Here is a 13826-nt window from a genome sequence, read left to right on the forward strand (position 1 = left end):
AACCGCAGTTTTATTTTGCGGTGACGCCCTGTTAAGCGACCCGCATTGTACTTAATTGCAGTTTTCATGTATTCAATTTTATTAGAGCAAATACTCTTTAACTTGTTGATTTTCATAGAGCAAAAACTCTAAAAATCTTTCAGACATGTGCCCGTCACAGCCTGCCTCTAAACCCAGCATAGTCTGAGATTAGCACAGGCTTGTGAGCGTGCATGGTTAAGACGCCTACGACCGTCAGCCGTGGGTGACGGATTGTGAGATAGATATGAAAACGGTTGCCGGCAATGACATAATCAGCCACCAACCTCATTTTCATTTTTAAAGCCTGGATTCCTTTCATGCCAAACCAGAAAGACAATGCCGAACGCTATATTTCCATCGCCCGTGCCTGCCTGAAAGCCATCAATGATTCCGCGTCAAACAATGGCTCCCGAGAACAGAAAATCCAGGCAGTCTACGAAGCCATAGACCATGCGTTTCAGGAGGAATTTGCAGAGTACCGGCAATCCGTTGCGGTCATGGCCACCGTACTTGAACGTATTGGTTCTGGCGAGCTTGATGTGGATGCGGCGAGCAGCCTGGCTCGCAAGACGCTGGACCAGCAACCCGCCAGCGTCCACAAAGCAGTTATTCACTGAACCTGGCCTACGTTCTGACTGAAGGATAATATCCATGCGGATCACCCCTAGCCGGCGCTCTGGATCATCAAGGGGGCTGAGTGGCTTCCTGATCACCGGACTTTTTCTGCTGGTCACGGTCGCGGCGAACGCGGCCGTATCGCCCGTCAAAAGTCCCAATGATGGCAATGACTATCGCTACCTGGCGCTGGCCAATGGCATAAAGGTATTGCTGGTCTCCGACCCCGATGCCGATAAAGCGGCGGCGGCGCTGGATATCACCGTTGGTAGTGGCGACGACCCGGCCGATCGCGAGGGTCTGGCCCATTTCCTCGAGCACATGCTTTTTCTGGGTACCGAAAAATACCCTGAGGCAGGAGAATACCAGCAGTTTATAAAAAATCACGGTGGCAGCCACAATGCATTTACGGCCTTTCAGGACACCAACTATTTCTTTGAGATCCAGGCCGAGCACCTGGAGCCGGCACTGGACCGTTTTGCCCAGCAGTTTGCTGCGCCCCTGTTCACTGGGGATTTGGTGGAGCGAGAGCGCCGGGCCGTGCATTCGGAATACACCTCTGCTCTCAAGGATGACGGTCGGCGCGCTTACTCGGTGAAAAAAGCCATTGCCAATCCGCAAAACGCCTTCAGCCAATTTGCGGTTGGCAATCTCACCACACTGGAGGACACACCCGAGCGGCCGCTGAGGGTCGATCTGGTCACGTTTTGGCGCAATCACTATTCCGCCAACCTGATGACGCTGGTGGTTTACGGCCCCCAGTCGCTCGATACGCTGGAGACAATGGTCCGGCCAAGATTCACCGCCATCGCCAACCGCGAGCTGGCGGCCAAAACGCATACCGCTCCGCTACTAGACAACAGCAAATTGCCTGCGCTGGTCGAGATTGAAGCGCTCAAGGATATTCGCCGCCTGTCCCTGACCTTCCCGATTCCGTCGCAACAAGTGCTGTATCGCAGCAAGCCGGATCACTATGTCTCGAATTTGCTCGGTCACGAAGGCCCTGGAAGCTTACTGGATACCTTGAAAACCGAGGGCCTGGTGGAAAGTCTGTCCGCCGGTAACGGCATCGACACCGGTGAGTACTCCACCCTGGACATCAACATGACGCTGACTCCCCAGGGTTTGGCGCGACGGGATGATATTATCCGCCTCACCTTCGCCTACATTGAGAAAATCCGTGAACAGGGTATTTCCCGACAGCAATTTGACGAAATGCAGCGGCTGGCGGATATCGGTTTTCGGTTTCAGGAGCGTTCGTCCCCCATACACCAGGTCAGCCGGCTTGCCATGCAACTGCAGCATGTTGCGCCCGTCGATGTGTTGCAAGCGCCCTGGATTATGGCCTCGTACCAGCCCGAGCAATACCGGGACATTCTGAATCGACTCACACCCGAGAACGTGATTGTCTCGGTGCTGTCGCCACAATCGCCCGGGGCCAACAGCCAACGTACAACCTGGTATGACGCCGCGTACAGCTTTAACCGTATCAATCTGGATGCTCTCATCGGAGCAGGCGTTCCCAAGCTGGCAGACCGCTTGGACTTACCGGAACCGAACCCGTTCATCCCCGAGGACCTGGCCATGGTGTCCGGCGCAACCATGGCTCAGCCTGAGCGCCTGCTGCCGGGTTCCGACTCGGCCTTGGAGCTGTGGTTCGCCAAAGACGTGCAGTTCGACACGCCGAAGGCCAATGTGTATTTGAGCCTGCGTTCGCCTGCCGTGCGGGCCTCCGCCAGAAGCCACGTGTTGACCCAGCTGCTGGTGGACGCGATCAACACCAACCTGAACGCCTGGGCTTATCCGGCCCAGTTGGCGGGTCTGAATTACAACGTCTACACCCATTTGCGAGGCGTGACGATTCGCGTCGGCGGTTACAGCGACAAACTGCATACCCTGCTGACGCGCATCCTGAGTCAGTTCGCCGCTCCCACCATTTCCGAGCAGCGCTTTAACATCGCCCGCCGGCAACTGGTCGACAACCTGAAAAACCAGTTCCGGGAGCGACCGGTGGAACAGGCCTCCGGTGTCATTCAGAACGCCCTGATTGAAGGCTCTTGGACCGCAGAAGAAAAACTGGCCGCGGCCAACGATGTCAGCCTCGATGAACTGAGACGGTTTGCCGACTTGCTCACCCGACAAACCGACCCGGTGATGCTGGCCCATGGCAACCTGACTCCGGCCTCGGCGCTCAACCTGGCCCGCATGGTTCAGGCATTGGTGCTCGACGCCAGCCAGCCCATTGCGGTGCCGCGTAGCGGTGTCCGGTCACTGCCGGGTGGCGAAACCGAGGCCATCATTGAGGTCGACCACCCCGACACCGGCTATGCGCTCTATGTGCAAGGCGACAGTACCTCGTTCGATGAACGGGCAAGATTCCGACTGCTGGCACAGATTCTCAGCGCCCCCTTCTATGAGCAGATTCGTACCCAGCAGCAGTTAGGCTATGTGGTGTACGCAGCGCCTTATGAAATACTGGAAACCCCGGCCATCGGTTTTATCGTTCAGTCACCCGAGGCGTCGGCGCAACAAATTGATGCGGCCACCCGAGCCTTTGCAGACAGTTTTGAGAAGACCCTCAACAGCATGACGAGCAAGGAATTCGAGGTTCAAAAACGAGCGGTCATTAGCAGCCTGCTTGACCAGGACAGAACCCTGGGCGATGTATCGGAACGTTATTGGCGCGAAATTGATCGCTCAGCGACGCAGTTTGATTCCCGTGAAAAGATGGTTGATGCGATCAACCGCATCGACAAGCCGCAGCTTACCGCCCTCTATCAGGCGGTTGTCGTGCAACGCACGAAAGCCCTGAAAGTGGTGACCGCAAAAACCGGGGGTAACAGCACTGCGGTTATCGAACGCCTGAGAAAACGGCCAGCGGTGCAATAACCCGGCGCAGGTTCCAACTCGATCAGGCCGGGGGTTGCCGGACAAACCGCTCCCAATCCTCGGCTTCATCCACATCCCAGCGGGGCTCCAGCAACTGGTAGGTAAGCCCGCAGGCTGTCATGCGCTCACAGGTCTGGCCCAGCACCCTGGCGCTGCCCCATTCGATATCGACCAGCATGCCTTCCGCCACCCGCCGGGCGCCCAGCAAGACATAACCGCCATCCTCAGACGGTCCGATGACGGCATCGCTGTGATCCAGTGCGGCCAATGCCGCTTCTATGTAAGGCGCATCAACAGACGGGCAGTCGCTGCCGATAATCAGCACCTTATCGCGAGTCTGAAGACTCTGTGCCAAGGCCTGGTGCATTCGGGCGCCCAGATCCGCCCCCATCTGGACGTTCTCCACCAAGCTCGCAGCCCGGACTTCAGACACCACCGGCCGGGCGGACGCTGGCGGCTGAGCCAGAGCCCGGTCCCACCAGAATTCCACGGCGCGGCCGGAGGCCAGCAGATGGCCCAACACCGTTAAGGTCAAACGGCAGTGAGCATCAAGCGCGCCTTGCACACCGAGCGCCGGAATCAACCGGGTTTTAACCCGGCCCGCCTCGGGCCATTTGGCAAACTGTATCAGCACCGTAGTGGGCACAACGTTATTTGAGATTTCGAACATCGGAGCGGTAGACCTTTGCCAGGGAATCGGGGGAGTCGCCGCGCCAATAACGCCAGCGTAGGCGCCACATCAGTCCGATGGTGCGCCAGACACCCTGTTGTTGCCAGCGGCGGCTGTCGGTGACCACGGGCTCGTGGATACAAAATGGCGGTGACGTTAATTTAAGCCGCCGACAGAACTCAACGTCTTCCATCAACGGAATGCAGGCAAACCCACCCAACGCGTCAAACGTTGTGCGACGTACAAAGATCGCCTGATCGCCGGTGGCGATGCCGGTCAGTCGGGAGCGCTGATTCATAAACCAAGCAATCATCCGGAACAAGAGCCGACGCTCGCTCAACGTGACATCAAACCGGCCCCATTGCCGTGGGCTGGCGTAAAACGCCGCCAGGTGCCCTGCAGCGCCGTCAGGTAGCCGCGTATCGACGTGCAAAAACACCAGCACAGCCCCTTGGGCACACGCCGCTCCGGCATTCATCTGGTGGGCTCGCCCGGGTTCAGTGGTGATCAGCCGATCACAACGGGAACGCGCTTTCTCAGGGGTACCGTCGTTACTCCCGCCATCCACCACGATGACTTCATGACCCGCGTCACGCCAGGGCTTCAACGCATTCAGTGCCGCCTCAATGGCGTATGACTCCTGCCAGACCGGCACAATAATACTAACTTTGGGCGCACTCACGGCCGCCAACTCCTTGGATAAAAACCAATGGTATCATGCAGAAAAGCGGACTCAGCTTGAGACAACCGCATTGTCCCGCTATCATACCGCCCTTGCCGCGATACGTCTCAGTAGCTCAGCTGGATAGAGCAGCCCCCTCCTAAGGGGCAGGTCGCAGGTTCGAATCCTGCCTGGGACACCATTATCCATCCAAACACCACCCGACAACGTCAGCCCTGCTGTTAAAGTAATCCCCGAGAACTGAGTCCGGGCTCGCTTGGCTCAATGGCCGGCTTCCCGATAACCACACGCCACGCACCTTTACCGATACCGCCTCGGGTCCAGCGTCAATAAACGCTCCGGATTGAACACCATGAAACCGGTCACCACCGCGCCATTTACAAAGCCCTCTGGAATCATAAACAGTGGCAGGTAACGCAGATAGCTGTGCACCAGTTCGCTCCAGTCGTAAACTCCAGCGCTCCACAGCAACAGCACCATGACACACCCTGCCACGGCCACCGAAACACCGGCACCGAAAAAACCGCAAAAAAAGATGTAGGCAAAGAAGTTTTCAAACGCCTTGTGACGCTCCCACAGCATAATGGCGTAGGTGACCAGAGCCGGAATCATTACGGTAATAAGTACATTGGCGGGCAACAGTAACCAAGGTTCCCGACCGGTAATAACCACCATCACTGACGCCAACACCCCCACGAATACAGCCAAGCTCCAGCCCAGCATCAGCGTCACCGCCGTCATGCCGAATACGTGGATGGACAGCCCGGGCGTGACGCCGGCCCGCAGTTGCCAAAGAAATCCCAGCGCCACCGCCGCCCCAAAAAAACTGTGTTGCAGCGCGGTGTCCGACTTAAGCCGGCTCCAGTCCGCGGTTCGGGCGGCCCGAACTGACAATACGGCGAACAGCAGCGTGGTCAGGATCCATTGGGTGCTGGACAGCAAATTCTCGGTCATACCCATAACAACATCCAGAAAGGCCGTAGAGTTGAGCGAAACTTCATCAACCGTGCCCCCATTCCGTCGCAGCTACGCGTGTTGACTCTGTAATGCGCCAGGCACGTTCAGGTCCACACCCAGGGCTCTGATGCCAGCCACGAGACGGTTGTCACTGGTATTTGAACGGCTTGTCACAAATCCGTCAAATCTCTTCTATAGTTTCAACAGGCACGGGATCGCCTATCGTTTTTATCTGGCGACGCCTTTAACAAACGAACGACCACACAGGACGTCAACATGGATAAGTATTGGGTTCGTAATACCGGAGCGTGGGCAATGGGGGCTGTTTTGGCCGTCACCCTGATAGGATCGGCACAGGCTGCGGAACTTCGCCTGATCACCTGGGGCGGGTACGCACCGGACGACGTGGTCGCGGAGTTCGAGAAATCGACAGGCATCGACGTGCAAGTGACCCTGTCGAACAACGAGGACATGATTTCCAAGCTCCGTGCCACTGGGGGCTCAGGTTTTGATTTAGCGCAACCAAGTCAGGATCGTATTGTCGGAGTGCAGCGCCAGTTCAACCTGTACCGCCCGATCGATCTGAGCAAGATCAACACCGATCTCATCCAGCCCAGCATGCTGAAGGCCACCAAAGAATCAACGGTACTGGACAACAACGTCTACGGAGTACCGGCAGTCTGGGGCACCAGTGGTTTGATTGTTCACAACGACGTCGCGGGTGAGGTTCAGGATTACACCGACCTGTGCAAACCTGACCTGGCGGGTAAAATAAGTTACCGGCTGAAACGTCCGACCCTGATCGGTTTTGCCTTTGCTATGGGGGAGAACCCGTTCGCCGCTTACAACGACACCGCTGAGTACGAGAACCTGCTGGCCAAGGTTGAGCAAAAGCTGATCGACTGCAAAGCCAATGTGAAGACGTACTGGACCGGTGGCGACCAGTTACTGGCGCTGTTGCGCACCGGTGAAGTGAAAGCCGCCATGGCCTGGGACGCTGGGGGCTGGAAGCTCAACGCCGAAAACGCCGACATCCGGTTTATTGCCCCCAAGTCTGGCGCTCTGGGCTGGATTGATACCTTTGCATTGCCACGCAAAGGCGAAAACGAAGACGCGGCCTATCAGTGGATCAATTACGTCATGCAGCCCGAAGTGGCTGCCCGGATCACCGCCGCTGCGGGAAATTTCACCGCCTCCAAGGGCTCCGAGGCTTTCGTCACCCCCACTCTGCGTGACGCTTACAATCAGAGCTTTGATCAGCAAGCCCTGGAAAACATCAAATGGTATCCACCAGTGCCGGCCGGACTCGAAACCATCGAAGGCCGCGTTCTGGACCGGATTCAGGCCGCAAACTGACCCCTGTATACGCTGCGGGTCGCGTCGGACACGACGCGGCTCGCCGGCTCACCCCCAGGACTGACTCCGACTTATGACACCTGCCAATGCCGATCGAAAGTCCGTCGATGGAGAGCCTGTCAATCGAGAGGATGGTGATAGGAACTGCGCCGATCTCGAATGCCGTGGCCTGGTGCGCCGTTTTGGCGACACCGCCGCGGTTGACCATATCTCGCTGACCATTCCCCCCGGGCAGTTTTTCTCGATATTGGGGCCTTCAGGCTGCGGGAAAACCACTTTGCTGCGCATGCTGGCCGGGTTCGAACAACCCGACAGCGGCGATATCTACATCCGCGATCAACGCATGAACGAGGTGCCGCCCAACCGGCGCCCGGTCAACATGGTCTTTCAGCATCTGGCGCTGTTCCCGACCATGACCGTTGCCGAGAACATTGCCTATGGCCTCAGACGCCAAGGCGTGAAAACCGCCGAGCGTCAACAACGGATCAAGCAGGTTCTGGCCCAGGTGGGATTGCCTGAACTTTCCGATCGCAACCCGCACCAGCTCTCCGGAGGTCAGCGTCAGCGTGTTGCACTGGCTCGCTGCCTGGTGTTGGAGCCGACACTGCTGCTACTGGACGAACCGCTGGGCGCACTGGATTTGAAGTTGCGGGAACAAATGAAGATTGAACTCAAGCACCTGCAAAAAACTTTTGGCACCACCTTCGTCTACATCACCCATGACCAGTCTGAAGCCCTGGTGATGTCGGACCAGGTGGCGGTCATGCGACAAGGCCGGTTCGATCAACTGGCCAGCCCCGAAGAGCTTTATCACAACCCTGCCACACCCTTCGTGGCAAGCTTTGTCGGCGACAATAATCGGCTTCCGGGTCGTGTTACGAGCGTTCAGAACGGCATTGCCGCCATTACCCTGGCCAACGGCCAATCGGTGCAGGGTCGAGCTGCAGAGCCGGGCGTGGCAGCCGGCGCGGCCGTGGATCTGTTTGTGCGGCCGGAGTCAATGTCGGTGAAGCAGGACCACCCGCAGCAGTCATTAACCAGACTCTCGGCCACGGTTTCCACAACGCTGTTTGACGGGGCCAACAGTCGCCTTGAGATGCGCGTTGGCGATCAAACGCTGTACGCCAGATTGCCACAGGATGGCAGGCTCGGCGCCTACTCCGCCGGCAGCGTCGCCGAATTGAGCTGGGATCCGAGGAGGGCCCCCGTGTTCCTGAGTGGTACGGGATGAACCCGGTCGCCCACCGCCTGTCATTGTGGCTGCTACTGGCGCCATTTTTGCTGTGGATGCTGCTGTTAGTGATCGTCCCCCACCTGCAAATGCTCTGGGTGTCCTTCCATGTGCGTGAAAGTTGGGACAGCTCGGTGTGGGGCGTCGCGCAGTACCAGACGTTTTTCAGCGAGTCCTACTATTGGCGCACCTTCGTTCGCACCGGGGTGATGTCACTCTTTACCACCTTACTGACCTTGATCGTGGCATTTCCGGTGGCCTGGTACATTGCGCGCCTGGCCCGGGGGCGAAGCAAAGGGCTGTTGTTTGCCGCCTGCCTGATTCCATTCTGGGCCAGTGAGCTGGTGCGCACCTACGGCTGGATGATCCTGCTCCGGGAGAGCGGACTGATCAGCACCTGGCTACAGTTTGTCGGGCTCACGGATGCTCCTGTAGAAATGCTCTACAACGACATCGCCGTCATGACCGGACTGGTCTACAACGGCCTGCTGTTCATGGTGGTTCCACTGGTGACCACCCTCGACGGGTTGGACGAATCGCTGGTGGAGGCGGGCTACGATCTGGGTGGCAACAGCTGGACGGTGCTGCAGCAGATTGTCATTCCCTGGACCATGCCGGGGATTACTTCCGGTTGTATTGTGGTGTTTATGCTGACACTGGGCAGCTACCTGACGCCGGTGTTGATGGGAGGCAAAGACAGCGCCTGGTTCACTGAACAGATTTTCACTCAGTTCATTACCCGCTTTAACTGGGAACAAGGCGCGGCGCTGGGGGTGCTGTTGCTGGTGTTGTCCTCGGCGCTGGTCTGGTTGGGACTGCGGCTCAGCGGACAATCTTTTCGTCGGGTAATGGGGTAGCCGATGATTCGCTCCGTCCCCCGCCCCGCCTGGTCCAAAAGGCTATATTTTGCCTATCTGGCGGCATTTTTTGTTTATGTGTCACTGCCACTGTTGGTCACGGCGGTGTTCTCATTTAACGACGCGCCGTTTCCGTCACTGCCGTGGCGAGGCTTCACACTGGACTGGTTTTTTGCCGACGGTTCCGCAGGGCGAACGGGACTGTTCCACGATGACAGTTTGCTCTCCAGCCTTGCCACCAGTGGTCACATTGCCTTCTGGGTCACCCTCGTCAGTGTCACGCTGGGGTGCCTGAACGCCATTTTATTTGAACGACGGCAATTTCCGGGCAAGGAATTCCTTTATATCCTGATGTTGATGCCACTGGTTATTCCCGGGGTTATCCTCGGTGTCTCGATTCTGGTCTTTTTCAGTGGCACCGCGAACGCGCTGTCGGACACCTGGGGTATTGAATGGGACAGTCTCCGGCCCGGTTTACCCTTGGTTATCATGGGCCAGGTGGCGTTTATCACAACACTGTGTACCCTGGTGATCGCGGCGCGCTTGCGCAAATTCGACCGTCAGCTTGAAGAGGCGGCCATGAACCTCGGCGCCACGCCTCTTGTCGCCTGGTTTACCGTAACCCTGCCCTGGTTGCTGCCTGCCATTCTGGGCGCGGCTGCCATGGCATTTCTGATGTCCTTCGAAAACTTCAATACCACTGTGATGCTCACCGGCAGCGATGCCCCCCTGACGGTGACTCTGTTTAACCGGCTACGGGAAGGTTCAACCCCAGTGCTGAATGCCGTTGCGCTGTTGTTGATGGCAGGATCAGGCCTGCTCGTCGGTCTGACCCTGCGAAAACCGAACAAACAAACCCGTTAGGCGCCTTCAACCCTCCGCTACCACGGCCTCGCCCGGCGGTTCTGTGACCGCACCCTTGTTCGACCGGCTCCGACAAAACACGGACGCAGTTCTCCGCGACAACGCAGTTTATGCCCACCGATGCTTACGGCAAATTTTCATCCCTTTACGCGAGCCCTGCGTATGTTGATACTGGTCGGTGTGCCACCGCGAATGCCGTTGTATTGGGGCACTGCACTACTGCACTGCTAAAAAGAAAGTCACAATGGATCGTTTCTCACGCCGTACATCGGTAAGGTGTTTTGAATGCCTGTGTTATTGAGGCCGTATTTGTTTCCCCTGTTATTATTCGTTGGTGCGTTGTGGCCAGCCGGCGCCAGTGCCAACACGAGCAAGCCGTCTGCGGCCCCTCTTGTGATCTGGATGACGCCAAACTTTCCACCCTTCCATGTCAAGAATAGCGTTGGTGAGCCTGTCGGCATTGCAGATCAACACCTGCACACTCTGATTCAGCAAATACCGGGATACACCCACACGGTGGAGACGGCGAACTACCGCCGAATTGTCCGTCAAATCATGGTGCGTGATGACGTCTGCGCACCGGGCCTTGTGAAAACGCCGGAACGACTGGGCAAGATGGTTTTTTCCCAGCCTTTAATGTCCTTTCGTCCGCCCCAACTCGTTATTCGGTCGGGTGAGTCCAGCCGACTGGAGGATTTCTGGCAGCAGGATGGCAGGCTGAAGCTGGAACGCTTGATCCAGTCCGGGCGTTTCAATTTTGGCGTGGCCTCCGGCCGCTCTTACAGTTCGGAAATCCACGGCATCCTGGCACGCCAGCAGGAGGAAGACGGCCTGATCACTCACTACGGTGAGGATCAAACTCAGGGCCTGGCCCGTCTGCTCGTCAATCCACGCCATGTTATCGATGGCCTGCTGGCCTTTCCGGAAGAGGTGGCGTATTTCAAAGCCAACGGGCTATTTGGTGAAGATGAGGTGGAAATGATACCGCTGGTCATGAGCGGGTGGACCGACACCATGTACGCCGCCTGCTCAAAATCCGAGGTTGGCAAACGGATCATTCAGGAGATCAACAGGGTATTGACCGACAAGGGCCCAGACTACTTCTATCAGCGCTATAAAGATGCGTTCGCTGATCCTTTCATCATTCAAGCCGACACCCCGGCGCGTTCAGACTTCTAGCGCCCATTCGCAGGCATCCGACGTTTCACCGGGCGCGCCAGCAGGCCCTCGGTGCCCGGTGGGAATCAGATTCGAATGATGGACTGGTAGCTTGCGACCTCAACCGCAAAGCGTGTTTTCTGGCGCAGGTAGTCTCTAAAGGTTTCCGACGCTTCCGGTTCACCATGGATAAGGTGTATGGCAGTGCCGGGGACCAGCGCACTCTGACTGAGCCATTGCTCAATCTCTGCATAGTCCCCGTGAGCTGATAAACCGTCCAGCATCTCAATCCGGGCCTTGACCGGAATCCATTCACCGTGGATTTTTACGGTTTCGGCACCGGCCATCATTTTCGCTCCACGGGTACCACCGGCCTGGTAGCCCGCAAAAATAACGGTGGTTTTCGGATCGCCCAACAGCCGTTTAAAGTGATGGAGAATTCTCCCGCCCGTCGCCATGCCGCTGCCGGCAATAATGATGTGGGGGTACAATTGATCAGCCAGCGCCTTGGACGCGTCGACCGACCGGGTGTACAGGGTGGAGCTGCCCATTTGGGCACAGTCGTGCCGGCTCAATTTATGCTGCTGCGGGTAGTTCCAGTAGATTTCAGACACATCAATCGCCATCGGACTGTCCAGATAAACCGGCAGCTTTGGAATGCGCTGCTCCTGGATCAAGCGGGACAGCATATATTGCAGCACCTGAGCCCGACCCACAGCGAAAGAGGGAATGAGAACGGGGCCGCCTTTGCTTATGGTGGTGTTGATTACCTCAGCCAACTCGGCAAAAGGGTCTTCGACCTCATGGCGTCGGTTTCCGTAGGTGGATTCAAGCAACAGGGCATCCAATTCAGGCAGAGGCCTGGGGGGATTCATGAAAATATCGTTCTGGCGCCCCACATCGCCCGAAAATCCAACCCGCTTGCCGTCAGCCTCCATGATAATGCAGGCCGCCCCGAGAATGTGCCCCACCGGCTGAAAGTAAAAACGGATATCCCCGACGTTCCTTGGCTGCTCGAACGCTACAGGTTGGAACAGTGCCATCGCGGCTTCCGCGTCATTCTGATCGTATAGTGGTTCTGGTTTTTCATGTTTGCTGAGCTTGTGACGTGAGAGGTATCTGGCTTCCTCCTCTTGCAAATGGCCGCTATCGGCCAGCAGGATGGAGCAAAGTTCAACGCTCGCAAAATGGGTGAACACCGGGCCACGGAATCCTTGCTTGTACAGCACGGGGATGTAACCGGAGTGGTCCAGATGGGCATGGGTGAGCAGCACTGCATCCAGGGCTTTGATATCAAGGGGCAGCGGTTGTCGGTTACGACGACGCAACCACTTATAACCCTGAAACAGGCCACAATCCACCAATACGCGTGTGGTCGCCGTCTCTACCAAAAACTTGGAACCTGTGACCGTTTCTGCACCGCCAAGAAAGGTAATTCTCATGGCATTCATTCCCAAAATTCACCGGGAGGACCATTGACCAAAAAACTCACACACTGCGGGAGTCAAAAGCCATAAATTACGGGTATTATGAACCTGAGAGCCACAACATTCTTTGAGTTGGGTCAATTCAGCTAATAGTAAGGACAAAGCGTGCCATGGAACGGTTCTGCTGAGGGCAAAGCCCAGAACCTCCCGAACGCCAAGATTAGCCTGAAGTAAACGTGTTCCATTCGTGAATTGGTCTATGGCCCTTTATCCAAACACTCACAGCGCACTCCTGGAACCGCTGTTGCTAATAGGGACATCACTATGAAATTGACTTCTAACCGCTCCCCCAATCCGTTGTCATCAAGCTGCGAACAATGTGGTTTAAGCAATTTGTGTTTACCGCTGGCGATTGCAGGTGAAGATCTTTCGCGACTGGATGCTGTGGTCAAGCGCGATTCGATGTACGCCCGGGGCAGCAAAGTGTTTGCTCAAAACGCCCCGTTTACGTCGTGTTTTGTGGTTAAAAGCGGCGCCGTGAAAACGTCGATGATGAGCGAACGGGGCGACGAAAAAGTGCTTGGCTTTTACCTTCCTGGCGAAATGTTCGGTCTGGATGGGGTCAATGATGGAGCCTATGCCTGCTCTGCGGAAGCACTGGAGCGCTCGGCTATCTGTGAAATTCCATTTGAACATCTGGAACAGTTGGCGCGGGAGTTACCGCATCTGCAGCGCTACCTTTTTCGCCTGATGAGCCGAGAAATTCATGGCGCCGAAGAACTGAGTATGTTGCTCAGCAAAAACACCGCAGATGAGCGCATTGTGTCGCTGTTTCTGACACTGTCTTCCCGCCACGCTCGTCGCAGGCTTTCCCCTACCCGCTTCTCACTGCCCATGTCCCGGGGTGATATCGCCAATTTCCTGGGACTGGCCGTAGAAACCGTCAGCCGCGTACTAAACAGGCTACAGAGTCAGCATCTGGTCAAGGTGAATGGCCGCACGGTGGAGTTGCTCGATATTGAAGCGCTACAGAGACAACTGCAGCAGCCGGCAGAGCCCTGCATCAGTGCGATCAAGTTGATGGATCGTCCGTGACATC

General features: G+C 56.8%; 12 protein-coding genes and 1 tRNA gene. 9 read left to right on the forward strand and 4 right to left on the reverse strand.

Going from position 1 to position 13826, the window contains the following annotated elements; genetic code table 11:
• The first annotated feature begins 338 nt into the window (after positions 1 to 338).
• Together GRX64_RS18190 and GRX64_RS18195 are read left to right on the forward strand one after the other, a co-directional pair.
• The gene (locus tag GRX64_RS18190) at positions 339 to 638 is read left to right on the forward strand and encodes a hypothetical protein (protein ID WP_166269384.1); all 300 of its coding nucleotides are present in this window, start codon (positions 339 to 341) and stop codon (positions 636 to 638) included.
• 34 nt (positions 639 to 672) lie between these two features.
• A complete protein-coding gene (locus GRX64_RS18195; protein WP_166269387.1) occupies positions 673 to 3525 on the forward strand; it encodes an insulinase family protein in 2853 nt (950 codons plus the stop codon).
• A 22-nt stretch (positions 3526 to 3547) separates the two neighbouring features.
• Here the strand turns inward: GRX64_RS18195 and GRX64_RS18200 are convergent, their stop codons facing one another.
• Both GRX64_RS18200 and GRX64_RS18205 read right to left on the reverse strand, forming a co-directional pair.
• Positions 3548 to 4195: a TIGR04282 family arsenosugar biosynthesis glycosyltransferase gene (locus tag GRX64_RS18200; protein ID WP_166269389.1), complete on the reverse strand. Its 648-nt coding sequence runs from the start codon at positions 4193 to 4195 to the stop codon at positions 3548 to 3550.
• A complete protein-coding gene (locus GRX64_RS18205; RefSeq protein ID WP_235937746.1) occupies positions 4176 to 4877 on the reverse strand; it encodes a TIGR04283 family arsenosugar biosynthesis glycosyltransferase in 702 nt (233 codons plus the stop codon). The genes GRX64_RS18200 and GRX64_RS18205 overlap by 20 nt, the downstream gene beginning before the upstream one ends.
• A gap of 104 nt (positions 4878 to 4981) precedes the next feature.
• On the opposite strand from GRX64_RS18205, the gene GRX64_RS18210 reads away from it, so the two are divergent.
• Positions 4982 to 5058 (forward strand) — tRNA-Arg (locus GRX64_RS18210).
• Between the two features lie 119 nt (positions 5059 to 5177).
• On the opposite strand, the gene GRX64_RS18215 is transcribed toward GRX64_RS18210, so the two are convergent.
• Positions 5178 to 5837 (reverse strand): energy-coupling factor ABC transporter permease, encoded by a 660-nt coding sequence (locus tag GRX64_RS18215; RefSeq protein ID WP_166269391.1) that lies wholly within the window; start codon positions 5835 to 5837, stop codon positions 5178 to 5180.
• Between the two features lie 312 nt (positions 5838 to 6149).
• On the opposite strand from GRX64_RS18215, the gene GRX64_RS18220 reads away from it, so the two are divergent.
• The 5 genes from GRX64_RS18220 to GRX64_RS18240 all read left to right on the forward strand — a co-directional run bounded on the left by GRX64_RS18220 (position 6150) and on the right by GRX64_RS18240 (position 11321).
• Positions 6150 to 7190 (forward strand): extracellular solute-binding protein, encoded by a 1041-nt coding sequence (locus GRX64_RS18220; protein WP_166269528.1) that lies wholly within the window; start codon positions 6150 to 6152, stop codon positions 7188 to 7190.
• 73 nt (positions 7191 to 7263) lie between these two features.
• Positions 7264 to 8421 (forward strand): ABC transporter ATP-binding protein, encoded by a 1158-nt coding sequence (locus GRX64_RS18225; protein ID WP_166269393.1) that lies wholly within the window; start codon positions 7264 to 7266, stop codon positions 8419 to 8421.
• Positions 8418 to 9278, forward strand: a complete 861-nt coding sequence (locus GRX64_RS18230; protein ID WP_166269396.1) for an ABC transporter permease — start codon at positions 8418 to 8420, stop codon at positions 9276 to 9278. Before GRX64_RS18225 ends, GRX64_RS18230 begins: the two co-directional genes overlap by 4 nt.
• Positions 9279 to 9281: 3 nt before the next feature.
• A complete protein-coding gene (locus tag GRX64_RS18235; RefSeq protein ID WP_166269398.1) occupies positions 9282 to 10142 on the forward strand; it encodes an ABC transporter permease in 861 nt (286 codons plus the stop codon).
• Positions 10143 to 10427: 285 nt separating this feature from the next.
• A complete protein-coding gene (locus tag GRX64_RS18240; RefSeq protein ID WP_166269400.1) occupies positions 10428 to 11321 on the forward strand; it encodes a transporter substrate-binding domain-containing protein in 894 nt (297 codons plus the stop codon).
• 65 nt (positions 11322 to 11386) lie between these two features.
• Here GRX64_RS18240 and GRX64_RS18245 read toward each other — a convergent pair whose 3' ends face one another.
• Positions 11387 to 12742, reverse strand: coding sequence for an MBL fold metallo-hydrolase RNA specificity domain-containing protein (locus tag GRX64_RS18245; protein ID WP_166269402.1), 1356 nt, complete (start codon positions 12740 to 12742; stop codon positions 11387 to 11389).
• A gap of 309 nt (positions 12743 to 13051) precedes the next feature.
• Between GRX64_RS18245 and GRX64_RS18250 the strand changes: the two genes are divergently transcribed.
• Positions 13052 to 13822, forward strand: a complete 771-nt coding sequence (locus GRX64_RS18250; RefSeq protein WP_166269404.1) for a helix-turn-helix domain-containing protein — start codon at positions 13052 to 13054, stop codon at positions 13820 to 13822.
• The last annotated feature ends 4 nt before the right edge of the window (positions 13823 to 13826 follow it).

Source organism: Marinobacter caseinilyticus, from assembly GCF_011074955.1.
In the GTDB taxonomy this organism is placed as follows: Bacteria; Pseudomonadota; Gammaproteobacteria; order Pseudomonadales; family Oleiphilaceae; genus Marinobacter; species Marinobacter caseinilyticus.

What these genes read in the sequence shown, in the direction of transcription:
- GRX64_RS18190 (WP_166269384.1), top strand. Translation starts at nt 339, where the DNA reads ATGCCAAACCAGAAAGACAATGCCGAACGCTATATTTCCATCGCCCGT.
- GRX64_RS18195 (WP_166269387.1), top strand. Translation starts at nt 673, where the DNA reads ATGCGGATCACCCCTAGCCGGCGCTCTGGATCATCAAGGGGGCTGAGT.
- GRX64_RS18200 (WP_166269389.1), bottom strand. Translation starts at nt 4,195, where the DNA reads ATGTTCGAAATCTCAAATAACGTTGTGCCCACTACGGTGCTGATACAG.
- GRX64_RS18215 (WP_166269391.1), bottom strand. Translation starts at nt 5,837, where the DNA reads ATGGGTATGACCGAGAATTTGCTGTCCAGCACCCAATGGATCCTGACC.
- GRX64_RS18220 (WP_166269528.1), top strand. Translation starts at nt 6,150, where the DNA reads ATGGGGGCTGTTTTGGCCGTCACCCTGATAGGATCGGCACAGGCTGCG.
- GRX64_RS18225 (WP_166269393.1), top strand. Translation starts at nt 7,264, where the DNA reads ATGACACCTGCCAATGCCGATCGAAAGTCCGTCGATGGAGAGCCTGTC.
- GRX64_RS18230 (WP_166269396.1), top strand. Translation starts at nt 8,418, where the DNA reads ATGAACCCGGTCGCCCACCGCCTGTCATTGTGGCTGCTACTGGCGCCA.
- GRX64_RS18235 (WP_166269398.1), top strand. Translation starts at nt 9,282, where the DNA reads ATGATTCGCTCCGTCCCCCGCCCCGCCTGGTCCAAAAGGCTATATTTT.
- GRX64_RS18240 (WP_166269400.1), top strand. Translation starts at nt 10,428, where the DNA reads ATGCCTGTGTTATTGAGGCCGTATTTGTTTCCCCTGTTATTATTCGTT.
- GRX64_RS18245 (WP_166269402.1), bottom strand. Translation starts at nt 12,742, where the DNA reads ATGAGAATTACCTTTCTTGGCGGTGCAGAAACGGTCACAGGTTCCAAG.
- GRX64_RS18250 (WP_166269404.1), top strand. Translation starts at nt 13,052, where the DNA reads ATGAAATTGACTTCTAACCGCTCCCCCAATCCGTTGTCATCAAGCTGC.